This window comes from Pontiella desulfatans (genome assembly GCF_900890425.1).
Classification (GTDB): domain Bacteria; phylum Verrucomicrobiota; class Kiritimatiellia; order Kiritimatiellales; family Pontiellaceae; genus Pontiella; species Pontiella desulfatans.
Map to the genome: position 1 here is coordinate 306,036 of NZ_CAAHFG010000004.1, position 25,438 is coordinate 331,473.

Here is a 25,438-nt window from a genome sequence, read left to right on the forward strand (position 1 = left end):
CATTAGGTGCCGATTTCCAATGCGTAACCCATACCGGTTACCTTCAACTCGGGCAGCTGAATTTCGATGGCGCCTCCCTTTTCCGTCCAGTTCACCTTGCCCGATTCGCCAAGCACCTTGATCGCAGTAATGGGGTATCCTTTAAGCGCCTTAATCGAAACCGTGTTGCCTTCAGGGCGAACGATAGTGCTGACGTATAGCTTATCGCCCTTCTTAGTGAACCAGAAATCCTGCGCGGTATATTCGGCTTTCTTTCCATGCTTGCTGCGGTGTTCCGTGCCCTTCATCGCAATCTTGGTAGGCCCTTCATGCGTTACCGTCCAGGGCTTCGTGCCATAAATGGCATCGCCGTTCACCTTGAGCCATTGTCCGACCGCCACGAGGTTTTCAACCGATTTCGGCGGAATGGTTCCGGTCCCGTCGGGGCCGACGTTGAGCAGGAAATTTCCGCCTTTACTGACATTTTCGAGCAGCCAGAAAAGGGTCTCTTCCGGAGATTTCCAATCCTCATCGTACGATTTATACCCCCACGAATTATTGGTGGTGGCGATGCCTTCCCAGGTATTTTCGCTGGCTTCATCCGGTATAACATTGTCGCCCGGAGTCCCGATATCACCAAACCCATTCCCGATCCGCTGACTCACGAGGGTTTCAGGATTCGCGGCATAGATCGTTTTATAGAATTCAATACTGTGTTTCGGCGGAATATAAATCGGCGTATCCAGCCAGATTTCCTTGAGATCATAGTTGGCCACCAGTTCGCGCACCTGCGGGAGCGATTTGTTGGCAATGTAGTCATCGAACTTAACCGGCGCGGGATCAAATTTGTTCACAAACATGTCCTGCTTCGGCTTGTCGTGGTAGCAGTAATCTTTCATGCCGGAATCGCCGCCATCGCGCCAGTCGAGCGCATGGGAATAGTAGACGCCGAATGCAATACCACCCCGTTTACATGCCTGTTCCAGTTCCCGGATAATATCGCGTTTAAACGGCGTTCCGGCCACGGCGTTATAATCGCTCACCTTGGAATCGAACAGCGCAAAACCGTCGTGGTGCTTGGAGGTGATGACCATGTATTTCATGCCGGCGGCCTTGGCGATACCCACCCACTCATCGGCATCAAATTGAACGGGATTAAAGGTGTCCGCTAATTTTGCATATTCAGCGCGCGGAATCTCTTTTCTCCGCATAATCCATTCGGCGACCCGCGGGCCGGTTCCGCCGTCTTCCATTTTTTCGCCCTTCCAGATCCCTCCGCACTGCGAATAGAGTCCCCAATGAATAAACATCCCGTATTTGTTATCATTAAAGCGGTCGCGACCACGCTGTTTGGCAGCGGACGAATTCATGGCTTTCCATTTTTTTCCCAGCTCAATCATTTCCGGGGAACCGGGAATCCCGGATCCGTTCACCCCGGCCGCCCGGCCTTTTCCAACGAGCGCCACGGTCGAAACCGCCAGACTCGAAAGCATAAAATTACGTCGTGAATTTTTCATTGTCTTTTTCTCCATGGTTACATTCATTCCACCGTAAATTTCCAAACTGCTCCCGGTTCAACAGAACCGTCTTCACTCAATGCATCCACCCGCCAATAATAGGTTTTCCCTTCAAGCAGGCGGGGCGGTGAAAAAATATTCCTGGAGAGTTCGGCCATTGGTTTCAGATCATGCGGTGACCGGCCAACCCAGATCCGATGAGCTGTTGCCGTATACCCACCGAGAAACATCAGGTCCGCATCAGGTTTCACCGTCATGGCCCCGTCAGGAGGAACCGGCGTTGAGGCGTGCGGGTGCTGGAAGCCCGGGATCCAATAGCTGCTGTCGCCAAACTCATACGCCCCGATATCAGGTGCACGTCCAACATAGTGCGGCTTCCTGTAATAGGTAAACCGGTTCATATCGGCGAGCGTGCCCGCATCCACGAGCGGTGAACCCTGTTTCGGGCGGAAGTCCCGGTTTTCCGGATCGCGCAAATGCTGCCCGGCATCCGGTTCAAAAAAGTTATGGTGTTTAATGCCTGGAAATGGAGGTTCCTTCCCCCACCAGCGGGTCATATACCGCGGGGACAGATTATTGACGACGATGGTTTCCAAATGAAATCCATTCATTTTTTCCCACAGCAGCGTGCACATGCCCGGCGTTTCCCAGAGCGTGTTGTTGTGAATGAGTTGTTTATCGCCCTTGATCTGCATCTGTCCGCACTTCCATCCCACATTATGATGCATGGTGCCATTCTGGCTGGGTTTGGCGGGCGGGCCGCCCCCGCCATCAAAGCGATAGGAAAGTTTGCCGTGATCGTGTGACCAATTGTGATCAAACTCCACCTGATCAAATTCACCGACCTGAATGGCCGTGCCGTCGGACTGGAATGCGCAGATATCGAAAAAGTGCCCCTGCGTAATTCGTGTGTGCGTCCCCACCTTTACGCACTGGCCGGAGCCGGTGTTGAAAATGGTGGCGCGTTTCAGCAGAATTTCGCTGGAGCGTTCAAGGTCAACCGTGAGGCCGCGACCCATGCAGCTGTAATCTGCATCATGAATCAACACGTTATCCAGCACATCGCCCTTTTCATGTTCAAGCCGCAATGCAGGCCCATCCAGCGTGTGAAACATGCAGTTGATGAGCCGGTTATTACTTGCGGCTTCGTTTTTGGCGCGGCGTGTAAAAAGCGTCGGGGAAACGCGCCCCAGTTCACCGAGCATACGGCGCGACCAGGTCGGATAATCGAACCGCGCGTTCTTTATAGTAATTTCACTGCACTCCTGCCCTTTAAAGGTGCCGCCGAAAAACCCGATTCCATCAAAGGTCAGCCTCGAACAGTTCTCCAGTTCGAGTACATAGGTCAGCACCTTGCCCCGCAGGTTCATTTCGCCGGGAGTGCTCCCTTGGGGTGGAATCAGGTATAGCGTCTTCGTTGCCTTTTCATACCAGTATTCGCCGGGACGGTTGAGACAGGGCAGGCCTTCCAGCATGTAGTGCGCCTGTCCCAGTGCATAATTCTTTTTGATCATGGCCGGATCCTGCGCTGTACGCTGAATGCCTTTATTCCAGTGCGCGGGCTCACCCTGGTTTGAAAAGTCGGTGGAATAGGTAAAGCGGTTTGAACCGGCTTCGTGGGATTCTACTGTCTGCGCCCAGGTCATCCAGGAACCGATATTGAGGATGGCGATGGCCCCGTTCATACTGATACCGGTTTCCGCCAGCGTCTGCGTATTCACATCGTCAGGAATGATTCGGCCCTGAGAAAGTGCGCCTTCATCCTGCACCAGCTTACCCTGCTCATTCACCCCGGAAAGCGGACGTTCATCGACGACGACTCCGAATGAAGAACCGTCCGCCATTTTGCGGTAACTCGCCTTCTGGTTCCAGAAGTGTTCATCCCCGATAAACCGGTCCGGCCATCGCGCGGTCTGCAGCATTTCGCGGCCATCGAACAACTGCCAGATATCCTGCGAAAGCTTCACTGTCCATATTCCGTTTTCTCCTTTTTTCCAGCCACCTTCCACGGGCAACGGAACCGTTCCATCCAAAATCGGCTGTTCGCCCTCAGCCGCGCGGATGGTCAGTGGCCCCTTGATACCCTCCAGTTTTATCGAACCGGAGTAAACACCGTCTTTCAGAGTTACCACATCGCCCGGCGACGCCTGTTGAATAATGGTCCCCAGATCCTCTCCAGGCTCAACAACCACCTCCCCCGCAAAGCAGTTTATCCCCACGGAAAGCCCGACCAATATGGCTGTTTTTTTATACATGAGAGACATAAAGTAGATTGGCCTGCCGACCGTTTGCAAGCGCTTGTTTAGGGTTTTAAACATAAAGTTCTCATTTAACTATAATCCTGCACCCGGAAATGGAACCGCTGATGCACTTGAACAAACGTTAATCATGACAAGGATGTGAATCATCGCCGAGAAGCGGAACGCAACTCCCGCAATCTAAAGTGAGCGAATTCCAAGGGAGACCCCGCAGTTATTTCCATATTTGGTTTTTCAGGCGGAATGAAATCCGGATGGAACCGGGGGTGAGGAAAAAGGGCGTTTCCACCTTCATAGCCGTCATTGGTGTAATAACTGACCATCCCGCGATCACAGATAAGGCGCACCCGGTTCATTCCATTAACAGGCTCGATCGCTTTATAGCCTAGGTCGGCAATCTCGTATGTGCTGTTTTTTGCACGGAATGAAAATATGTCTTGCCCCCAGACTGCCAAGTTGAAATCGCGACTGCTTTTAGCATCCCATTCAAACTCGATATCGTAGAGGCCCGGTTTGATTTCTGACAGTCCGGCATTCAGGCTGTCCGATTGAATATTCCTGAAACTGTGCTGCGCCGTTACCAGCCCATCGATCTCCCTGACTGGATTCAGGTATAATCTGGGTGCCCCGCGGAACGAGCGCAAAGTCGCTTCTATGGGTATGTTCAAACCGCCGCTGACGGGCATGGAGGGATCGTGCTCAAAATAATCGCACGTTGGCGTTGCCCCCATCATGATGCACCGGCCACCGGGCGCATTATTGAAGGTTTGCGGCGCCAGATACATACCTTTGAAGGTCTGGATTTTCTGCTTGGTTTCGGGAACAAACTCACGGCCGTCAAATTTTCCGATGCGGTAGCTGCGGGATACATCCTGAACGATCCATTTCATATTTTCCGGGTTCCCGTCGAGCGGCAGGCAGAACAAATCGGGGGTTTCAAACCAGTCGGGCGATGAGCTCAACCAATTCCAGTCAACCAGGTTTTTTGAATCGTAGAAATCAAACGTCCATGGTCCTTTATTGCGGCGGTCATGGATAATCATGACCCATTTCTTTTGGGGGGGATACCAGACCACCTTCGGGTCATGCCCAGCAGGGTCATTGGTCAAAAACAGAGGATTATTTTTATATTGTAGATAGGTTTTACCACCATCCGTGCTGTAAGCCAATGCGGTAGCCGACCGCCTGTTCTGGGAATAAAAGAGCAATATGGGAGGCACATCCCCCTCCTGCAACCCGCTATCGTTATTCCGATCCACCACGCCGCTTCCAGAAAAGGCATCCCAACGCAATCCTTTCGGAATGCCGAAATCCTGCTGGACCCAATCAAAGAGATTCGTGCTCGTTGCATGGCCCCAGTGCTGATTGCCGCCATCGACACCCACCGGATTATACTGGAAAAAGAGATGCCAGAGACCGTTGTAATAGTATAACCCGTTGGGATCCCAGCTCCTGCCCTGATCCGGTGTGAAGCGTAACTGCGGCCGGGCCGGTTCGGAATAGACCCTATCCCTGCCTGTGACAGCGGGAACCAGTTTGATTTCGTCTTCCATCGCTTCCAGATGATCTTTGTATATGGCGGCCCCTTCACTGTACATACGCAGTTCAACTCCCGGCTTGAGATGTTTCAACGGATACATAGCGCAGAAATCCACGGGGCGGTTTGCCGCCAACCGGAGTTCAATGTCCAGCTTGGCTGCGCCATCCACTTCCAAAACATACCGAATCCGGGGGGCATCGAAATTGATAGGGAGTTCCAGGAAGTTATTTTCCGCCATCTCCATGCGCTTATCAAGCGGCACGGTCTGGGAGACCGGATAGAGAGGATATACATTTTCACGAAGCGAATCGCTGGCGACAATATGGTCCACGAGCACAAACTGCCACCCCCCGGAATCGCGTATAATCAACTGGGCCCGCTTACCCTGAAAACTGGAAACATCGAACGTCATTAATGAAAGCGTATTCCTGGACTCCACCTGCGCCAGGTATTCGGCTTTCCCGTCCACCAGCAGTTCCAACCCCGAATGCTTCCCTACGCTCCGTCCACCCATGAGAAAATGGATATACGGCCGCTCAATAATAAACTCTTCTGAACTCAAAGATCCTGAATATAGATCACGGACACCACCGTCGCTGTTGGCCAGCCCACCGCCCATGAACCCCTTGATTCGATCCTTTGCTTTATTCAGGTCCGCAAAAGCTTCACCCTCGGCTTTCCAACCGGCCATATCGCCTTCAAAATCTTCAATGACAATATCCGGACGCTGTGCCGCGTTGCATGGAGCCAAGCCCAAAATAAAGCCCAGGATGCTCAATGGTATAGCTGTTTTCATAATACGACTCCTTCCCAATTGTGTCTACGGCTTCGAAGACTTCCAGATCGACTGAAGGCGGTAGGCCTTGAACGACTTTATCTTTCCTGTTTTCACCGCCGTTTCGGTGGACTCGAAGTTTATCGGGTCGCGGCGACGGACTTCATAGTAAAGCCCGCCATCAGCATAGACCTCATTAAACGTCCGGTCGGTAAAAATGCGTGCGCTGCGCCCTTCAAAGGAAGCCTCAATGCCGTTGATCATGATTTCATGAAATCCATCCTCTTCAAATTCGATCAGGACTTCCGTCAATTCACCTTCGCACGCCTCCAACGTCTGGAGCATTTCCCCGCGCAGCTTTTCAACCTCCTTGACCGGGTTGAACGCCATACGCAAACCGTCGGCTGCCTTGACCAACGTCAGCTCATGCGGCAGCGTGAAAGACTGGTTAACGATCTGGGCGGGGAACTGTTTCGGATAGGCGTCGGTGCGCACCCAGCCGATCTGGATGCGGCGTCCATCGGGCACATCGCTGAAAGTTTGCGCGGCATAAAACGCCCCATGGCGTGAACCATGCGGCCCGGATTCCTTCACAAAGGTGCGGCCATTAAACTGCCCAATAAAATAGCGATTCTGCGCACCATAGAAAATCCACTTTGCTTCATTCCCGCACGACAATGGAAAGAGCTCCGGGCATTCATGAATGGAAGCGCGGTCCGTATCGGTGAATGCGCCCGTACGCTTCCATTCACGCAAGTTCCTGGATTCATAAAACGCGCAGTTGGCAAAAACATGCTTCTGCTTTCCACCCAGTGGAACCGCCTTTGTTTCGTCACACTCTTCCGTATTGTATACCGCCATCACCCATTTCTGCTCCGGCTCGTACCAGATGATTTTCGGATCGCGCCCCTTGTGCACAACCACCGGGTTTTCCGGCAGCTCGGCAAAAGAGATTCCCCCGTCCGTACTGTAGGCAAGGCACTCGCCACGCCCTGTGCTGGTGAACGCGGCAAACTGCATGTTTTCGCCCAGTCCGGCCGAGTTGTTGAAATCAACGAAGCCGCCACCGGAAAACATCATATCCTTCACGGTCTTCTGGAACAGCGCGATCGGCTTTTCCTCCCAATGGATCAGGTCAGTGCTTTCAAAATGGCCCCAGTGCATGTTGCCCCAGCCGATGCCGAATGGATTGTGCTGATAGTAGAGGTGATACTTGCCATCATGATAAACCATGCCGTTGGGATCGTTGTTCCAACCGCGCCGCGTGGATGGGTGGAACTGGTTGCGGTAGGGTTTGGCATAATCAGCCGCCTTTCCGGCAGGCAAACCGTCATGGCAGCGAATGCGCGCAAAGGCATCCCGGTATGCCTCGTTCACCAGCCCACCCTCAATCGGCTTGACGGTGATCTGCCGACCCAGCAGTCCAAAATGGTCCAACGGGTACGCTGCCTCCCAGTATGCATCGTCTTTGCGGGGCAATGTGATCTTAAACGTCTGAATCAGCGTATTGCCGTCGTAAATCCCCAGGGGGATGGCATCGTTTCCGGCATTCACCACCGGCACCAGCAGGTGGGAATCGGTAACCGCAATGGAGGCCTCCAACGCCACCAGGCTCGGCGGGGGAGCGTTCTGCCCAACCGCGCCTTCCACGGGATGGTCCGACTGCACAATCTGATCCACATTGATATGCCCCCATCCACCGGTATGGTTATCGACAATCTGCAGTACGGCTTTCCCTCCAGCATATTCTTCAACATCCCAAAATGCCCATTCCATAACTTCCCGTCCGGCATCCTTCCGGGCCGAACCGACCGCCGTGCGGACGGGTTTCCCATCCACCAGCAAGTTTATGCAGGTTTGGCCTTTGTGATTGCCGCCACCGATCAGGAAATTGATATACCTGCGCTCGATGGTGAATTCCGGCGAGGTCAGCGAACCGGAGGACGTATCTCCTTTGAGAAAGGTATTCACCAACCCGTCGCCCAGATGCCCCGTCACCTTGTTGGGGGGCGAAACATTCGCCTTCGCCGGAGCGGCCCCGAACGCCTTGCCCTCCACCCTCCAGGCGCCATAGGAGTCGCCCTCGAAATCCGCAATCGAAATATCGTCCGCATGCGCGGCACAGGCCACCAGTAATCCCGCTGCAATCCATTTTCCATCCATGCTGCTTCTCCATTTCAACCTTCGAGTTTTCCCTGCATCTCTTCGAGTGAAACCCCCATCGTCTCCGGCACCATGACTTTGACCCATACCAGCTGCAGCACCATCATAAAGCAGAAAAACCCAAACACGGTTACGGGCGCAAAAGCTTCGACCATCTTCGGGAAGAAGAGCGTCAGCAGCGCGGCGAAAATCCAATGCGTAAAACTACCGAGCGCCTGGCCGGACGCGCGGTTACGGTTGGGAAATATTTCAGAAATAAACACCCAGATCACCGCGCCCTGCCCCACCGCATGCGCAGCGATAAAAGCAAAGATGCAAGCGGGCACAATCGCATAGGTTTCCGTGTGGAACGCCCAGGCGCAAAGACCGAGCGAAGCGATGTATCCGAACGAACCGATATAAAGCAGCGTCCGCCGACCCAACCGGTCGATCAGCCAGAGCCCCACAAAGGTAAAGATCAGGTTGGTGACCCCGATACCGACCGACTGCAGTAACGCGGCGGATTCTTCGAGCCCGGTCATTTTAAAGATACGCGGGGCAAAGTAGAGAATCGCATTGATGCCGGACAGTTGATTGAAAAAGGCAATCAGGAAGGCCAGCGTGATCGGCTTCGCCAGCCGCCGGGTGAAAAATGTTGAGGCATGTTCAACATCCGTCACCGACGCCTCCACCTCGTCCGCCAAATCATTCAGGTCGCTTTCGGATGCATCCGGGTTGATGCGCCGGAATACCTCGATGCCTCCTTCACGATCTTTTCCGTGTGTAATCAGCCAGCGCGGACTTTCGGGCAGACCGAAGCAGAGCACGGAATAGACCAACGCCGGGAAAGCCTCCACGCCGAGCATCCAGCGCCACGCATTCTCGCCGACTCCGCTGAGCAGCGCATTGGAAAGAAAGGCGACCAGGATACCGAAGACGATATTAAACTGGAACATGCCCGCCAGCTTGCCGCGATCCTTCGCCGGAGCAATCTCCGAAATATAGAGAGGTGCCGCCACGGTGGAAATACCGACGCCAAGTCCTCCGATAAACCGCGCAATCATGAAGGAATAGACTTCCGGCGCATAGGCTGAGCCGACCGCCGAAACAAAATAGAGGACTCCGATCGAGAGCAGCGTTTTTCGGCGGCCCAGCTTTTCCGTCGGCCATCCTCCGGCCAGCGAACCGATCACCGTACCCCACAGCGCCATACTGATCGCCAGCCCGTGCAGTGTGACGTTCAATTCCCACAAGGTTTGAATGGTCTGTTCCGCACCGGAAATCACCACCGTATCGAAACCGAAAAGAAAACCGGCCAAGGCGGAGGTCAACGCCCAGAAAAACAGTTTTTTATTATGCATAGTGAGCTTCGTTCAGATTATCAGTTAATTCAGGTGTAGCACTGTCCTGTCGACAGACGAATGAAGCAACCCGGTTGGCATACTCATTAATTTCATTAAGCGGCCTGCAAGACAGCAACCCCATGCAGAGCGTTGCAGTAAAGGCATCCCCCGCGCCCACACTATTAATCGCCTCGCCCGGACATCCGGGATGATCATCGCTTTCATCCGGCGTCACCAACAGACTCCCATCAGCGCCGCGAGTGTAGGCAATCAATTGCAGATCAAAACGCTCAAGCAACCCATGGAGCTGAGCCTGAACCGGACCGGAGATCCCGAACATTCCGGCAACCAACGGTAGTTCCTCATCGCTTAATTTAAGGACATTGCTCAGCCTCAGCGATTCCTCGATGATTTCTTTTGAGAAGAAGGTTTGCCGCAGATTTACATCAAATATCTTCAGGGCATCCGTCGGCGTTGCCCGCACAAAAGTTAAAATGGTTTTGCGCGACACACCGTTGCGCTGTGCCAGAGAACCAAAACATAAGGCATCGGTTGTCTGCGCCAGTGTTTTAAGATTTCCAGACATTGGAATATAGTCCCATGCCACTTGTTCTTTGATTTTATATTTTGGTTTCCCGCAATCATCCAGTTCCACCTGTACAGCTCCGGTTGGACGGGTTGCATCTTCTGCCACAAACCGATCAGTCAACTGCCTGGAACCTATCACCTCGCGGATTTCTACACCGAATTCATCCCCACCAACGGCACTGACCGGATAGGCCTCCGCTCCCAGCTGACGGCAGTGATAACAAAAATTTAAAGGAGCACCGCCGAGCCGTAACCCTGAAGGGAAAATATCCCACAGCAGCTCACCAATCCCCACTACGCGTTTTATTTCTTTACTCATACATTACTCATACACTATTAAAACGCACCTTCGCACGCTGACATGCACACCCATAAAACCGCTTGTTTTAATCCGTTCATTTTACTTTTTCCGGAACAGGATGCACGACAGGAGGCCACCCTTTTGAGTCGATGAGCTGCGTTAATTCAACCAATCCCTGTTCTTCCTCAGGGTGGATAGAACCGTCGGGTCGCGGAGCAATACTCATCAGCAGATTAGCCCCGCAATAACGTGAGTAGGTCAGCCAGAAGTAGGCATCCTCTCCTGAGATATATTTTGCTTCCGTATCCGTAATCCAGCCCAGGCACTCCGTATCCCAGTCGCGCCATTTTGCGTTCTGCATTGTGTTGCAGACTTCACGCAGCTTGAACTGATTGCACTCCTCCCACACATGTTGTTCCTGGGTTTCCCAGCGCTTGCGCCTTGCCTTAAAACGAACCTCCTGCCCTTCCGTCTGCATTTTGTAATCGAAGGGAAAAAAGAAAAACTCCGGCGAAAGGTAATCTTCAGAACATCCATGCTTCCCCAACTTAAAGGAAACCAGACAATGCGGCTGCAACTCTTTTATAAAGCGGTTGGTCTCCTCTTTCCCCCGGTCGCCATCAAACCAGATTCCCGCGATATCGCCATAATTGGTCAGCACCTCTTTGATTGCCGCCAGATATTGTTCCCTGCCCTCCGATGCGGGGTCAGCATAATTCGGATTGAGGTACAGAAAAGGTGCCAGGTTGTACTTTCTGCAAGCCGCCACCATCTCAGCCACTAAATCCCGTCCGCACGGGGAACGGACGCTGTTGACCGTGAATACCTTGGAATCAAACAGGCAGTTGAAATGATGCGCAGTAAACGTCACATATTTCATTTTTGACTGCACAGCCAGTTGGCAGATTTTATCGGCATCAAAATTACCGGCTTCAAACTTGGTGAACAACAAGGCCTCTTTATCTTCAGCCGCTTCGTATGCTTCCCGCGAAATACCGGCATAAGCCAGAATGCGATCATCGGCGTTACCGTGTCGCCATAGTTTGTAATCCCGCGAGCCGTGCTCCAGAACACTGACCGCATTATAATGCACAAACATCCCCATCTTCGCATCTTTGAACCACAGGCGGGATGCTTCAATGGGGCTCTCCCTGTAAACCTCGCTGTACTCCTTCAACCAGTAAGGCGCTTCGCCAGCTTTAGCAAAACAGCTGAGAAACAGCGCTGTAAAAATCAGTACCACAGAAGGACAACTTGATTTCATAAACGGGTCTCCTTCACCCCGGGTACTGCGGTAATCTGCGGAACTTTCTTTGCAATGGGATTTTCCTGAATCAGCGTAGCTGTTTCCCTTAGAATGGCGATGGCTTCGGGCTGAATCTCGCCGTTTCCATCGGGTCCGACATTCAGCAGCAGGTTGCCGCCCTTCTCATTGATATCCTTCAGCTTGTTGTAAACCGTCGGAGCATCCTTCCATTCGTGATCATGTTTTTTGTAGCCCCACGATTTGTTCATGGTGTAGCACCCTTCCCAATGCTTCGGAAATGCCGCTTCAAAGTGCTTCTGCTCCTGGGTCACAAAATCGAGTTCGAACTGGTCGCGCTTGGCCACGCGGTTATTGACGATGATGTCGGGGGCGGCCTCGCGTATGGCATCATAAAGCTGGAGGCCGTCTTCCATCGTCCACCAGTCAACCCAGTCACCATCAAACCACAACATGGCCGGTTCATACTTGCTGATCAGTTCCATGATCTGGCTGGTCTGATAGTCGATATATTCCTGTTTCCGACCGTCGTGCATCACCGTCTGCCCCCAGCGTTTAAATGGATGCTTCCCGTTCATCGATGGTTGTTGCGCCGGATGGTTCCAGTCGATGATGCTGTAGTAGAGGCCAAAGCGGATGCCGTGCTTTTTGCACGCCTTGCTCAATTCGGCGAGCAGGTCCCGCCCCTTCAAGGCGCTGCCTGCAACATCGAATTCGGTGTAGGCACTGTCCCACAGGCAAAAGCCTTCATGGTGCTTGGAGGTGATGACCAGATAGGTCATGCCCGCATCCTTTGCCGTGCGGGCGATGAAATCAGCGTTGAATCCGGCCGGGTTGAAGGCGTCGATGATTTTAGCGTACTCGTCGCGCGGGATGTCGGCACTCGCCTGGATCCATTCGGCATACCAGTCCACCTGTTCGCCCTTCCATTCGCCGCCCAAATGGGAATAGAGACCGAAGTGGATAAACATGCCGTACTGCGACTGCGCAAACCACTCCATGCGGGCGTTATACGCTTCAAGCGGAGTTTTCGGGGAGGGCTCCATATGAACGCAGGCTGAAAGCAGACAGGCAACAAGGGAGAGAGTCAGTATGTGATGGTATGTTTTCATTTCATTTTACCTTTTGTTATCTATGTCCAATTTCATCTCCAGACAGAGTACCGTGGCGAGATCATCCAGCGGCTCCGGCGGAAGATCGACGACGAGCGTTCCGTTTTTTAGATCGAAGGAAATTTCGGTCTCGCGGTCGGCCAGCAGATAGGCCTTCCCGATGCCGCCCTCGAACCCGTCTATTTTGAAATCGCCTTCCGGCCAGTTGAACAGGTGGATATACATTGTTCCGGCCTTTTGCGTCGCCAGCCAATGGTAGTCCATTTCCAGCTCAACCTTTCTGGCCCGGGCGCCGGTCTTCCGGGCTTTTTCCTCCTGTGCGCGCTGGCGAGCAAGGGAAGCAGGATCCACTTCGCCATAGCCACTCAGCGCGCTTGGTTCCGCGCCGTAAATCGCTTCACCGTTGATGCCCAGCCATTCACCCACACGGGTCAGAATATCCACCGTCTCTTCCGGAATAGTGCCATCGGGCCGCGGGCCGACATTGAGCAGATAGGTGCCGCCCTTGCCGACAATATCCACCAGTTGCTGAACCACTTTTTCCGGCGTCTTCCAGGCCGTATCCTTACTGTTATAGCCCCAGGATTGATTCAGGGTCATCGCGGTTTCCCAATACGGCCACGGGCTGGCGGCAGGAATCGTCCGGTCCCGATAGGAAAGATAGTCGACCCCCATTTCCCGCAGCTCATCGCGCTGTTCGCGGGAGAGCCCTTCAATCTCCATGCCATGATACATCAGGCGGCTGTTGATGAGGGTTTCCGGTTTGCGCACCCGCACGAAGCGAACAATTTCATGGCCCAACGGCGCATCCATCTGCCACGGGGTATCGAACCATAAAATCGCCGGCTCATACCGCTCCAGCAATTTCCCGATCTGCGGTAACGCAACGGTGTCGAGATAGGTGCGGAAATCGCCCGCCTGCGCGGCATCCCAGCTTTCCCCTTTGTGGATTGCTCCGCCGGGATGTGTCCAATCCTGCACGTGGGAATAATAGATGCCCAGCTTGAGGCCGTGCTTGTTGCAGGCGGCTTTGAGTTCGGCCAGCACATCCCGCCCGAACGGTGTGGAGTCCACCACATTAAAATCGCTGGCCTCCGTCCTGAACAGAGCAAAGCCGTCATGGTGTTTGCCGGTGAAAACGACATATTTCATGCCCGCCGCTTTCGCCAGTCCCATCCATTCATCGGCGTTAAAACCAACGGGATTGAAGGTATCCACCAGCTTTTTGTATTCCGCGACCGGCATTTTATCCCGGAACAAAACCCACTCGCCGCGTTCCAGCTGCGAGCTGATGCCCCAATGAATGAACATGGCAAATTTGGCCTCATCGAGCCAGGCGCCCCGGTCGGTTTCCAAGGGTTGGAAATCCGGGCGCAGATCATTCGTCCTGGCCAGCGGGCTTAATGCACATAGGCCGCAGGCCAACAAAACAGATCCGAGATTAGGCTTCATGCTCACAGCTTTCTACCTTTCCCTCAAGCTCAGTTCAATCCGGTGCGTCCCGGGCCGGGCGGCGGCATAGATTTTTTCCACCATGGATTCCACCTTTTCAAGCTGCTCGTCATATCCCTCAATCCAGTCGGCATATTCCTGTAGTGCGCGCTGCTGATAGATCGCCTTTTCCCCCGCAATCACGTCATCAATCACCGCCTTGCAGGCCACAATATCATCGGAGTCATATCCTTTTCGCTTGAGGTATTTGCAACTGAACATGACCCCCCGCAATGTGTTCGCCAGCTCGGCGCGCTCTTCGCAAAGCCGCAGCACCTCATGAGCCTGCAGCATCTGCGGAGCCTGTTCCAGCAGAGCCATGTTAATTCCGGCCTCCAGTTCAGCCGCCGAATATTCACCGACGGAAACCCCGTCCATGTTTAAAACGTAGGCTCCTGTTTTCAGGCCGCGCACAGCCAGCCGTTCCCGGTTAAATTCCGACTCAAACTCAATCAGGTGCGCCGCCGCCTGATAGGCCGAACGCGGAAACGGAAGTGCATTCGCTTTGTAATCGAACGAAATCTGATCGCCTGATGTTTTCAGGTTCGAAGCCGTGCAGTTATTCGCATCAACAACCTGAGGCGACCGGGCATCAACCGTCAGCTCCGCAACCGAGCTTTCCAAACCCTGGAACTTTAGAAAGAGCCAGGCCATCACCATGTGCCCCTCCTCCTGCGGGTGGACCCGATCTTTTCCGCAGATGGAAAACGCGGGATCATCCTTTTGCTGTCGGGCATTAAGCTCCAGCATCGGCGTGTTAAAGTCGCAAACGGAAAAACCGCGCACGGCGGCTTCGACATCCACGACACCGCGCCCCATCGCAACAATCGCATCGTTCTTTCCAATGCCGAACTGCAGCAATGCCGGCTTCTTCGGGTTCACCTGCGTCTGGTCGTAGGGTGAAGATTTGATCGGCGTAATCCGGTCAACTCCCAGAGCTTCCAGATTGTCGAGCATCTGTCCGTAACTGTTTTTATAGTACCCGAAGCGTTTGGCATTTTCCGCCTCCAGCTCGTCCTTCGTTTTTGCCGAAAGGAAGTGCCCGGTGCCGGCATCGTTCATCCCCAGCATGATGGTTGCCGCCGTCGGGCGGACGCTCCGCACATCACGTGCCCATATCGCAGACCCACTTGGGTCGGAGCGCTCGGCGCCGCCCTTTGCGATATCCCCGCTGATGCCGAGATTAAAGCACTGCACATTTCGGTCCGGGAAGCGGGTGGCATAAAACGCCTGAATCAGAGTGTGATAACTCCCCTCATGCGTAATGCTGTCGCCGATAAACGCCACGCGCTCGTTCGGCCTGAATGCTTCCGCACAGGCCACCCCTTGCAGCAGCCACAGGGCGATAAACCCTAAAATCCATTTTTTCATAATCTACTCTGCTCCAATTACCAGCTTTGCGCCGATAATGTCATTGTTATTCACGTCCTTGCGGTAGCCCTCTGACTGGTACGCCCACCGGGAACTCACACCCCACAGCTCTGTTGCATCGGGTCTGGACGGATCTCCGCCATAAAGGGGATTGTTGGGCAGCCAGAAACTCGACCAGTTCATGTCTTCGGCCATTCCGGATCCTCTCCCAAACTTCTTGATGAGCGTGAACGTGAATCCGTCTTCGGTCCAATAGAACGCATGCTTGTGGTAATTCATGTAGATCAAGCCGTTCTTGTATTTCACCAGATTGGCGGAATGGCCACCCATCAGGGGATTGCCCTTATATTTGGTATAGGGCCCAAGCAGGTTGTCCGAAGTGGCCACCCCGTTCAGGGTCTTGGTGCTGGCGAGCCCTTTGCCCTTGTAGTACATGAACCATTTTCCATTGAAATACTCGATGCGGGGATTGGCAACAAACAGATGATCCCAGGCCTCGGGATCGTCTATCTCCGGAACCAGCAGCAGCCCTTCGTGGGCATACGTCCACGGACCTTCCGGTTGCTCTGCAACCAGCGCAGCAATCCCGCAACGCCGCTGGCGATAATCTTTTGCGTTCGAAGTCATGGGTTCATAGAAGAGATAAAACCTGCCGTCATGTTTAATGACATCCGGGGCGAGCCGTTCCGCGTCGTCGATCGTTCCCGCCTTACCCAATGGAAGCTTACCTCGATCAAACCACAGTTTGCCGTTCTTCGAGTTCATATAGGTGGTAACACTCTCTACCTTTTTGGTTTTTCCGGTTCCGGCCGTCGGAACAGATCCTTGCGGAATATCGATGATCCACATGTGGTACATGCCGTTATGAAAGATAATTTTTGAAGGACTCTCCTGCCAGTCCCCCATCTCATAATCATCGCTCATGACCTCGATATAATCATGCTCCAACCTGATGTTCTTGAGTTCCGGCGGCATTCGCTCAGCAACCTCCGGATCCGCCTTGGAAAGCAAGGGGGCCACTTTGTTCTTCGAATTCAGCCCGTCATTATCGCCCCCACCTACGTCCTCATCCACCCCATATGCCCCCAGACCCGAGAGGATAAGGGCTGCCATTAGATAGTTCTGCATACTTTTCATAGTGTCTCTTCTGTAATGTTTTCGGAATATATCTCAGAAAAATAATTCATACAAGCGTTTGCATTTTAATTTATTCGTGCTACTCTGTAGCACTATGAAAAATCACCCCTACACCACCTGTATTCTCTCCGTACTGCTGCTTTCCTCCGCTCAGGCGGCCGATTTCTACGTTGATGCTTCCGTATCGCCCGGCGGCGATGGAAGTTTTGCCCTGCCCTTTCAAACCATCCAGGCCGCGGCCGATACGATGGATCCGGGCGACACCTGCCATATCCGCGCCGGCACTTACCGCGAAACCGTCACGCCGCCTTTACGATCCACCACCGCGGCCCTTCCGATCCGCTATCAGGCCTATTCCAATGAATCGGTCACGGTTACCGGGCTGGATGTGGTTTCCGGCTGGGCACTGCAGAGCGGCTCGGTCTACACCTGCTCCGTTCCGGCGGAAGTCAGCCAGCTGTTTATCGACGGCCAACTGATGATGGAAGCCCGCTGGCCGAACAGCGGAATAAACCACCTTACCCCCACGAACGCCGCCGTTGAAACCGCCACCAGCATGGTGCCGGGCGGAATCTCCACCTTTTCCGATAGCGCGATCGGCGCATTTACTAACGGCCACTGGAACGGCGCAAAAATGTGGTATATGCCCGGCTCGGAATGGACGTCCACCTCCACCCTCATTACCGACCACACCGGAAACCAGCTCACCTTCACCAACACCAGCACCTCATCCGCGCTCCAGCTTGAAGCGGGGGATTCCTACTTTCTCTACGGAACCCTCAACGCACTGGATTCCGCAACGGAATGGTTCCACGACGCCGCATCGGGCATCCTCTACCTCTGGGCACCCGGCGGCATTGACCCGAATACCTTAACCGTAGAGGCGCGCACGCGCCGCTATGCCTTCGACCTCCTGTGGGAGCGCGATCATATTCAGATCAGCGGCCTGAATTTCCATGCTTCATCCTTAACCGACCAGGGCACCTGCAACGACACCCTCATCGAAAACTCCACCTTCATGTATCCCACCCCGCTCTGGGACACCAAAATCTGGGGCTGGAGCGGCGGTATCTATATCCGGGGCTCCCACGCCACCGTCCGCAACTGTGAAGTGGCCTATTCCTGGGGCGACGGCATCACCTTCCACTATGGCTCGGCCAGCAACACCGTTGAAAACTGCCTCGTCCACGACTGCAACTGGATCGGCGGCCTTTCCGGCGGCATCCGCGCGGCGGGCATCGGGCATTTGATCCGCCGGAATACGGTTTACAACACCGGCCGAACCGGTATCGTTTTCCGCGGCTGCGAACAGACCCGGATTGAACACAACCATATTTCCCATGTCGGCTGGATCACCAAGGACCAGGGCGGCATGATGACCGGCGGAATCGACGGCGGCGGCACCGTGATCGCCCGGAACTGGGTGCGCGACCATAACTCTTCGGCCTGGTGCACCGGGATCTATCTCGATAACGACAGCCGCAATTATATCGTGCACCACAATGTCGTCTGGAACTACAACAACGGCATGCGGATGAATAAAACCGGCATTGATAATCAGGTTTACAACAACACCTTTTTCAACGCCTCCCACGAAGCCATGGGGCACTACGCCCCCGATGGCGAGACCTATACCAACATCAAAACCTACAACAACCTGGCCACCGACGCGCCGTTCCGCGGAACCGACCTGCAGAACAACCTGCTCGATTCCGAAGCCAACATGGCCTTTGCCGGAACCACCCACGGCGATTTCCGAATATTGGAAAACTCGACCGCCATTGATTACGGGCGCGTTATTGCGGGCTATACGGATGGGCACGCGGGCGCGGCCCCCGATGCCGGTGCCTATGAATTCGGCGGCACTGACTGGATCGCCGGAATTGAATGGACGCCGGACTGGAACAGCCTGCCTGTCCCCGCCTTTACAAACATTGGAAATGCGTTCGATGCCTCCGCCTCCACCGATGCGGACGGTTTCATTATACGTTACGACTGGGATTTCGGCGACGGAAACACCGGCTATGGGAAAACCGTCTCCCACACCTACACCGCAACCGGAAGCTATGCGGTCGTACTGACCGTCCTCGATGAGTTAAGCGGAACCGCCCAGACCACCAACTGGATAACCGCCGCAACCAACATTCCTCCACCGACCCCCCTGGTCGATATCTTCGAATCCGGCACCGACCTGTTTATTGAATCCGACGGCACCAAGCACGACACCGATACGCTGCTGGCCGGAAAACCGGTAAGCGGAACCAATGTGCTCGATGCCCGCCGCGTCTTCATTAAGTTCGACCTTTCCGCCCTGCTTAATGCCCCCATCTCCAGCGCGGTTCTGCGCCTCTACAACATCGAAGGCCTGAATGACACGTGGGGCAATGCCTACCTCAATCTGATCTCCTCCAACTGGAACTTCGGAACCGTCACATGGGACCATCCCATCGGCACATCGCTCGGCGTACTCGTCGGTAAAGACGGCCCGTTTAACCAATACCATGAAAAAGACATCACCGCCCACGTGCAAAACTGGCAGGCCGACCCCTCATCCAACCACGGCATTCGCATTCGAGGCGACGAAGCCCACAGCATCAACGCAAAATATTTCCAATCATTGGAAGGCGCGAATGCTCCACAACTCGTTGTGAACTACAGCACCACTACAGCCGACATCCCGATAGCGGCCGCCGAAATTAACACCGAATTACAACCCTCGCTCACCTGGAATTCCACGGCTGGCGCCACCTACACCGTCGAAAGCAGCACCAACCTGATTGAAGGTTCCTGGCTGCCCGTTCAGACCGGTATTTCCGGCACACCGCCTGCCAATAATTTTACGGATGCTCCGGTCTCCAACCTGCCGCCCGCCCGCTTTTATCGCATTGTACGCCCCTGAAACACCCGTTTTCCCCTTTATTAAAGGCAATAAACCGCACTTAAATTATTTTCTAAATACAAACGCTTGCATTCTGCAGAAACAGCTCTATTATATTCACCCTGAAGAGAGTTTTTTCACATCTAACTGAAACTGGAGGACCGAGATGAAAACACGACAAACCACAACAATCCTACTCACGACCTTGCTTCTGGCAGGTACAAGCCAGGCCGCACAACGGTTCTGGAACGGCGCTGGAAGCGAAGAAGTCCCGCCCAATTATGATTTTTCCGCAGCCACAAACTGGTTTAACGGACTCGTACCCATAGCCGGAGAGGATGCTGTCATTCGGGGACATTCGACCCCCGCATACGCTTCCCATGCTATCATGACCAACAGCTGGAACCTGACTAATATCCGCATTGGAGGCGAAGGAAGCGGAAGCACAGAGGGCGTTCCTACCCTGACCCTGAACGCCGGGGCCGATTTAACCTGGTCCAATGCTCTTGATATTGGATATTCGCTCGTCAACGACACCAACGCCCCGGCGGCCTATGGCATTCTCGAAATCAACGCCGGCGATCATGACGGTGTAACGATGAACATCGGCAAAGCGGCCGGCACCAGCCCCTGGGCGACGACAGGCGAGGTGACCATCGCAAACGCCACCTTGAATTTGACCGGCGCCACAAAAATTGCAACTCGGGATGGCAGTGCCACCGGAGCGACCGTCGGCACCCTGACGCTCAATACCGGAGCTGTTGTGAATGCTTCGAATAGCGCCGGATCTTACACCGTTACAGTCGGCGACTTCGGTAGCGGAAAGCTTATCATCAATGGAGGCACCCTTAACTTTGCCGCCGGAAAAGCCCTGAGACTTGGCGAGAACGGAGGCGACGGCACCGTTGAGTTAAACTCCGGACTGCTGAATTTAGGCGTGCATCCGGGGGTTGGCAGCGGTACAGGCCTAATTGATATCAAAGAAGGACTCTTTATGATTTCAGACGGAGCCTGGCGAAAAGCCCAGATGGAAGCATTGGTCAACGATGGCACCATCACGGCAAGCGGCGGTGGTTCTCTTGCCCAGGATGCGATATACTCAGCTCTATACACCGCAGGAACAGGCTCCACAAACATTTCGACATACATCACCCTCAAATGGGGCATTACAGGTTCGGACCCACGCACCAATGCCATGTGGGCGGTCGACACCACACCGCCGCCCGGCACCCGACTGACCATTGGGTTTGAAGGCGACGGCTGGCCCGGTGGATACATCCCGACCCTCACCACCGAAATCAGCATTGACGGTGCCGGCACCGTAAGTTCTGCAAACAGCAACATAACCGTTACACTTAGCGGCAATCCCCTGCCCACAAACCTCTACAACACATCCTTCATCTACGACGTGAACGGACAAAGCGATCTCAATGAGGTCACAGGTTTGGGCGCCTCCGCCGCAGGTCTGTCCATCACTACAGCCAACGACTCGATTGTTACCGGTTCAGGCATCCGCAACGCTGCCGGGGACACCGCCCTTATAACCCATGAGCTTGATCCCGGCGGCTTGCCATCAGGCTTCGACATCGAGTTGTGGGAAATTGAAACCCGCATTCTGGGTGCCTCGGAGGTGGCCACATTCATCGATCTCGTCAATCCCACCAACCGACTCAGCGTTGCGGGCGACGGTAACACACTCCAACCCAATGATGTAACCGGACTGGATATCGCGATCGATTCTTCCAGTTCGGAAACGGCGTTCGTCAGCATGTGCGCCCTCACCAACGATGCGGCCACCAGCTACCGCCTGCAGACCCTCACCCTTAATCTCGTTGAGCAAGGAGATGAGCCGGCGGCCGAAGGAACCTACGAATTCTGGATGGAACCGTATACCGGCGTACTGACCAATTCCGCCCTGCAGGCCAAGGATGCCGACCCGGATGAAGACGATCTGGATAACCTGATGGAATTTGCACTCGGCGGAAACCCGACCACCAACGATGCGGCGGCCATTCTGCCGACAAGCTCCGTGGAAGGTTCTTCTCTGCAGTACCTGTATAACCGTCGCACCAATCATGTGGAAATCGGCCTCTCCTACTATCTGGAGTTGACCCCCGATCTGGTGAACACGGCCTTCACCAATGACACTGCCGCCTACACGGTGGATGGTGTTTCCGCAGCAGTGGGCGGTTTTGAGATGGTGACCAACAGCATCAACACAGTCACTGATGCTAAGTTCGTGACCCTGACGGTTGAAGAGTAAAAAATGAGGGTGACAAAAACAACCGCCATGCTCGCCACACTGTTTATTATCGGATCGTCCACAGCCCAGGTTCAGCGCTACTGGAATGGAACCGACAGTGCAGACAATGACTTTTCCACTGCCGGAAACTGGAATGCCTTACCGGTCACCGGCGATGATATAGCCTTGCGGGGACAAACCGGAGCGGCAGCGAATGCCGGCGCCATTATGACCGACACCTGGTCCTTGCGGCACATTCGCATCGGCGGCAATGGGGCTGCAAGCACACAGGGAACCCCGTCCTTAACGCTGTCCTCGGGCTCCGATTTAACCTGGTCAGGCTATAACCAGGTCGGTTATTCGTTGTCGAGTGATTCCAGCGCGGCCAACGGCATCTTAAACATCACCAGCGGATCGCATGACGGGACATTCCTCAATGTAGGTAATGCCGGCGGCGACAGCACGTATGCAACGACCGGATCCGTGACGATTGCGAATGCCAGCCTCCACCTGACGGATGTTGCCAGGCTTGCAACCAGCGGAGGGGCAGCCACATCGCACGGAACCTTGACGATCTCCTCTGGAGGTACCCTGACCATGGAAGCGCCGGGGTCGCACAGTTTTTATGTGGGCGACACCGGTGAAGGCCGGTTGATCATTGACGGCGGACTGCTTTCGATGGAAGACGGCACGGTTATGCGGCTGGGCCATGCCGGGGGCAATGGTGTCGTTGAACTCCGATCCGGAATACTCGACCTAGGAAATCAGCCCCAGATCGGCACAGGAACGGGAGTGATAGAGATCGGAGAAGGGCTGCTGAAAAATACGGATGGCATCTGGAGAAGCGGCGCCTATGAAACGTTGGTAAACAACGGAAATATTGTTGCCACCGGCGGCCTCGTTGACGACTCGGCCTATGCAAACCTTTATACGCAGGCCACCGGTTCAAAAACCAATGGTCTCTTTGTTCTGAAATGGGGTACAACAGGATCTGCAGGAAATTATGAACTGGGCATGTGGTCTGAAGCCATTCCTGAACCGGCCACACTCGGACTCTTAAGTCTTTTCGGCGGAGGGATACTGTTTGTTCGTCGTCTGATGATCTAACGTTATCACCTCCACTCCGTACGAAGCCACTCTTTTAAAAGGGTGGCTTTTATGTAAATCATAGTCACAAATATACCTTATAACGGTTTTATGAAATCATATTTATTCCCCTTTAGCTTCGTCATTAGCATGCTCTGTGCCCCCCTGGCTTATAGCGCTGATTTTTTTATTAGTCCGGAAGGAAATAACGCCCACCTCGGAACCATCGATCAGCCCTTCGCCACGATCCAAAAAGCAGCCACCATCATGAAGGCGGGAGACCGCTGTCTGATCCGCGAAGGGATCTACCGCGAAACCGTCACTCCCCGGCACACTGGAACTCCGGAAGCTCCGCTTATTTTTGAAGCCTACCAAAATGAACGGGTCGTGATCAGCGGACTCGATACGCTGGAACTTCCGCCGGACACCGACGAAAAACCGGTTGCCCTATCTCTGACGACCGATCTGAAAATACACAATCAGGTCTTTTTCGATGGCCGCCCCGGCTGGGAGGCCCGCTGGCCCAATGCCGCCGGAAACGACTTCATGAATCCCTATGCGCACCCCATAGGTGAAAATGCAACGACCTCGGCACTCACGGGCAGGTTCCCTGAATCGTTTTCTGCGGAATCGCTGGAAGGCGCTTCCGTATGGTGCCTTGCCGGCAGCAAGTGGTCGGCATGGACCGCCCCAATCACGGGTTTCAGCGAAGGCCGCCTGCATATTAATCCGGACACGAAAGGCCCCTGGGTTACCAAAAACCACAACCCGGCCCATGGCGGAATATTTTATGTGCATGGCGCGAAATCCTTATTGGATGCCCCCGGTGAATGGTTCGTTGATTCCGCAGCAAAACAAGTGCTGGCCATTCCGCCTAAGGGCACCAAAGTCATTGAGACCAAGGCTCGGCTCTGGGGATTCAACCTCGACCGCAAGCAGCATATCCAGATCTCGAATATCGAACTGTTCGGCTGTTCAATCACACTGAATCAGGCGGAACACTGTATACTCGACGGACTCAGAGTGAACTACCCATCCTGGGAAATGCCGGAACGCCAGAATATATTTTTCAGCAGCAAGACCGGCATCTACATGTCCGGCAGCGGCAACCGCCTGCTCAACAGTACGATTGCCTATTCCGTGGGAAATGGGGTCGAGGTGAAAGGCACCGGCAATATCGTCGCCAACAATTTTATCCATGACTGCAATGCCATGAGTATATATGCCTCGCCCATCCGGGCCTACGGCGACCGTATGCTGATCACCCACAACACCCTGAAACGATGTTCGCGCGATGGGCTCTATTGCAAAGGGGCCACCCGTTCCCGGCTTGAATACAATGATATTTCAGAATACGGCATGAATTGTCATGATCTCGGCGGCATCTACGGCGGCGGGCATGATTTTGAAAACAGCGTATTTGCCTATAACCACGTCCACAGCGCAACCGGACATATTTTCAACGGCATCTACTTCGATAACTTTGCGCAGAACTACATCGTCCACCACAACGTGATCTGGGATATCAACGGAACCTGCATCCGGCTTAACACCCCTGCCCACTATGGCCTGGTCTACAACAACACCTGCCTTGGCGCCCCCGCCCAACACGACATCAACAATGCCTATGGCCCCTGGAAAGGGAACAAACGAACCCATGGCAGCATGGTCTACAGCAACCTGGTCTACCGCGGCGTGACCCTCCGGCAGGAAAGCAACGGAGTCGACACCGGCGGCATTCTTTTCGACAATATTGTGTACCCTCTGGAAACCCCGCACGCTACGTCAGCTGCGGAAACCCGCCGGGCCGGAGCTCATCAACACGGCACCTGGCAAGCGGGCCAACGAGAAACTTTCTCTCTTGATTCCATAAAGACCGCGCCCCTGCCTGCCTATCGAAACCAGCTAAAGAACGCCTCCTTTAATAACTATAGGAGAGAGGAATGTTTTAAAATCTGGCACCCCGCCGGTGATGGGCAGGTGGAGCTGATCCGGAACCACGGGTTTAACTTCCCCGGCCCTGAATCCCGAAATGCCATCCATGGACAATCGATTGCCCTGAACGGAAAGGACTGCGGTATCAAGCAGGCGGTTCAACTTGAAAGGGCTGACACCTATCGGGCGGCCTGTTACGTGCGGAACGACGGGAACGCGCAGGTTGGCCTGATCATCCGGGACCATCAGGGAAAGAAACTGGCTTCATGCCGATTTACCCCAGTTCCCCAGGAAGATCCCTGGCACATCCTGCAAGCCGATTTTTCACTGCAGAACGATGGCCTGATTAGCTTTGAAGTCATTAAACGCGGGGATTCCCAGGTCTTTGTTGATGACACCGGGCTTGCTCTCCTATGGGAGGGAGAGCCGGACGATGATAATTTTAATTACCGAACAGCAAGAGAACTATAGGAGAGCGT

The 25,438-nt window shown here is 54.1% G+C and carries 15 protein-coding genes; 4 read left to right on the forward strand and 11 right to left on the reverse strand.

Annotated features, from left to right (window positions below; all coding sequences use genetic code 11):
• Window positions 1–2: 2 nt before the first annotated feature.
• The 11 genes from E9954_RS26925 to E9954_RS26975 form a co-directional block, all read right to left on the reverse strand.
• Window positions 3–1,496, reverse strand: a complete 1,494-nt coding sequence (locus tag E9954_RS26925; protein WP_168442628.1) for an alpha-L-fucosidase — start codon at window positions 1,494–1,496, stop codon at window positions 3–5.
• Between the two features lie 23 nt (window positions 1,497–1,519).
• On the reverse strand, window positions 1,520–3,814 hold the full coding sequence (locus E9954_RS26930) for a hypothetical protein (protein WP_136082400.1): 2,295 nt from the start codon (window positions 3,812–3,814) through the stop codon (window positions 1,520–1,522).
• Between the two features lie 86 nt (window positions 3,815–3,900).
• On the reverse strand, window positions 3,901–6,090 hold the full coding sequence (locus E9954_RS26935; protein WP_136082401.1) for a glycoside hydrolase family 32 protein: 2,190 nt from the start codon (window positions 6,088–6,090) through the stop codon (window positions 3,901–3,903).
• Between the two features lie 24 nt (window positions 6,091–6,114).
• The gene (locus E9954_RS26940; protein ID WP_136082402.1) at window positions 6,115–8,232 is read right to left on the reverse strand and encodes a glycoside hydrolase family 32 protein; all 2,118 of its coding nucleotides are present in this window, start codon (window positions 8,230–8,232) and stop codon (window positions 6,115–6,117) included.
• A gap of 14 nt (window positions 8,233–8,246) precedes the next feature.
• The gene (locus E9954_RS26945; protein WP_136082403.1) at window positions 8,247–9,572 is read right to left on the reverse strand and encodes a sugar porter family MFS transporter; all 1,326 of its coding nucleotides are present in this window, start codon (window positions 9,570–9,572) and stop codon (window positions 8,247–8,249) included.
• Window positions 9,565–10,461 (reverse strand): carbohydrate kinase family protein, encoded by an 897-nt coding sequence (locus tag E9954_RS26950; protein ID WP_136082404.1) that lies wholly within the window; start codon window positions 10,459–10,461, stop codon window positions 9,565–9,567. The genes E9954_RS26945 and E9954_RS26950 overlap by 8 nt, the downstream gene beginning before the upstream one ends.
• A gap of 76 nt (window positions 10,462–10,537) precedes the next feature.
• Window positions 10,538–11,707 carry an alpha-L-fucosidase gene (locus E9954_RS26955; protein WP_136082405.1) on the reverse strand — a complete coding sequence of 390 codons (1,170 nt, stop codon included), beginning with the start codon at window positions 11,705–11,707 and terminating at the stop codon, window positions 10,538–10,540.
• Window positions 11,704–12,819 carry an alpha-L-fucosidase gene (locus E9954_RS26960; protein ID WP_136082406.1) on the reverse strand — a complete coding sequence of 372 codons (1,116 nt, stop codon included), beginning with the start codon at window positions 12,817–12,819 and terminating at the stop codon, window positions 11,704–11,706. Before E9954_RS26960 ends, E9954_RS26955 begins: the two co-directional genes overlap by 4 nt.
• A gap of 6 nt (window positions 12,820–12,825) precedes the next feature.
• Complete coding sequence (locus tag E9954_RS26965) at window positions 12,826–14,271, reverse strand: alpha-L-fucosidase (RefSeq protein WP_136082407.1); 1,446 nt, start codon at window positions 14,269–14,271, stop codon at window positions 12,826–12,828.
• A gap of 12 nt (window positions 14,272–14,283) precedes the next feature.
• Window positions 14,284–15,681 (reverse strand): SGNH/GDSL hydrolase family protein, encoded by a 1,398-nt coding sequence (locus E9954_RS26970; RefSeq protein ID WP_136082408.1) that lies wholly within the window; start codon window positions 15,679–15,681, stop codon window positions 14,284–14,286.
• A gap of 3 nt (window positions 15,682–15,684) precedes the next feature.
• Window positions 15,685–16,818 (reverse strand): glycoside hydrolase family protein, encoded by a 1,134-nt coding sequence (locus E9954_RS26975; protein ID WP_136082409.1) that lies wholly within the window; start codon window positions 16,816–16,818, stop codon window positions 15,685–15,687.
• A gap of 94 nt (window positions 16,819–16,912) precedes the next feature.
• Here E9954_RS26975 and E9954_RS26980 point away from each other — a divergent pair, with 94 nt between their 5' ends.
• The 4 genes from E9954_RS26980 to E9954_RS26995 all read left to right on the forward strand — a co-directional run bounded on the left by E9954_RS26980 (window position 16,913) and on the right by E9954_RS26995 (window position 25,430).
• Window positions 16,913–19,717, forward strand: coding sequence for a DNRLRE domain-containing protein (locus E9954_RS26980; RefSeq protein WP_136082410.1), 2,805 nt, complete (start codon window positions 16,913–16,915; stop codon window positions 19,715–19,717).
• Between the two features lie 145 nt (window positions 19,718–19,862).
• A complete protein-coding gene (locus E9954_RS26985; RefSeq protein ID WP_136082411.1) occupies window positions 19,863–21,959 on the forward strand; it encodes an autotransporter outer membrane beta-barrel domain-containing protein in 2,097 nt (698 codons plus the stop codon).
• Window positions 21,960–21,962: 3 nt separating this feature from the next.
• Window positions 21,963–23,045 carry a PEP-CTERM sorting domain-containing protein gene (locus tag E9954_RS26990; RefSeq protein ID WP_136082412.1) on the forward strand — a complete coding sequence of 361 codons (1,083 nt, stop codon included), beginning with the start codon at window positions 21,963–21,965 and terminating at the stop codon, window positions 23,043–23,045.
• 90 nt (window positions 23,046–23,135) lie between these two features.
• On the forward strand, window positions 23,136–25,430 hold the full coding sequence (locus tag E9954_RS26995; RefSeq protein WP_136082413.1) for a right-handed parallel beta-helix repeat-containing protein: 2,295 nt from the start codon (window positions 23,136–23,138) through the stop codon (window positions 25,428–25,430).
• Window positions 25,431–25,438: the final 8 nt, after the last annotated feature.

What these genes read in the sequence shown, in the direction of transcription:
- E9954_RS26965 (WP_136082407.1), bottom strand. Translation starts at nt 14,271, where the DNA reads ATGAAGCCTAATCTCGGATCTGTTTTGTTGGCCTGCGGCCTATGTGCA.
- E9954_RS26935 (WP_136082401.1), bottom strand. Translation starts at nt 6,090, where the DNA reads ATGAAAACAGCTATACCATTGAGCATCCTGGGCTTTATTTTGGGCTTG.
- E9954_RS26940 (WP_136082402.1), bottom strand. Translation starts at nt 8,232, where the DNA reads ATGGATGGAAAATGGATTGCAGCGGGATTACTGGTGGCCTGTGCCGCG.
- E9954_RS26980 (WP_136082410.1), top strand. Translation starts at nt 16,913, where the DNA reads ATGAAAAATCACCCCTACACCACCTGTATTCTCTCCGTACTGCTGCTT.
- E9954_RS26945 (WP_136082403.1), bottom strand. Translation starts at nt 9,572, where the DNA reads ATGCATAATAAAAAACTGTTTTTCTGGGCGTTGACCTCCGCCTTGGCC.
- E9954_RS26970 (WP_136082408.1), bottom strand. Translation starts at nt 15,681, where the DNA reads ATGAAAAAATGGATTTTAGGGTTTATCGCCCTGTGGCTGCTGCAAGGG.
- E9954_RS26925 (WP_168442628.1), bottom strand. Translation starts at nt 1,496, where the DNA reads ATGAAAAATTCACGACGTAATTTTATGCTTTCGAGTCTGGCGGTTTCG.
- E9954_RS26930 (WP_136082400.1), bottom strand. Translation starts at nt 3,814, where the DNA reads ATGTTTAAAACCCTAAACAAGCGCTTGCAAACGGTCGGCAGGCCAATC.
- E9954_RS26960 (WP_136082406.1), bottom strand. Translation starts at nt 12,819, where the DNA reads ATGAAAACATACCATCACATACTGACTCTCTCCCTTGTTGCCTGTCTG.
- E9954_RS26950 (WP_136082404.1), bottom strand. Translation starts at nt 10,461, where the DNA reads ATGAGTAAAGAAATAAAACGCGTAGTGGGGATTGGTGAGCTGCTGTGG.
- E9954_RS26975 (WP_136082409.1), bottom strand. Translation starts at nt 16,818, where the DNA reads ATGAAAAGTATGCAGAACTATCTAATGGCAGCCCTTATCCTCTCGGGT.
- E9954_RS26995 (WP_136082413.1), top strand. Translation starts at nt 23,136, where the DNA reads ATGAAATCATATTTATTCCCCTTTAGCTTCGTCATTAGCATGCTCTGT.
- E9954_RS26955 (WP_136082405.1), bottom strand. Translation starts at nt 11,707, where the DNA reads ATGAAATCAAGTTGTCCTTCTGTGGTACTGATTTTTACAGCGCTGTTT.
- E9954_RS26990 (WP_136082412.1), top strand. Translation starts at nt 21,963, where the DNA reads ATGAGGGTGACAAAAACAACCGCCATGCTCGCCACACTGTTTATTATC.
- E9954_RS26985 (WP_136082411.1), top strand. Translation starts at nt 19,863, where the DNA reads ATGAAAACACGACAAACCACAACAATCCTACTCACGACCTTGCTTCTG.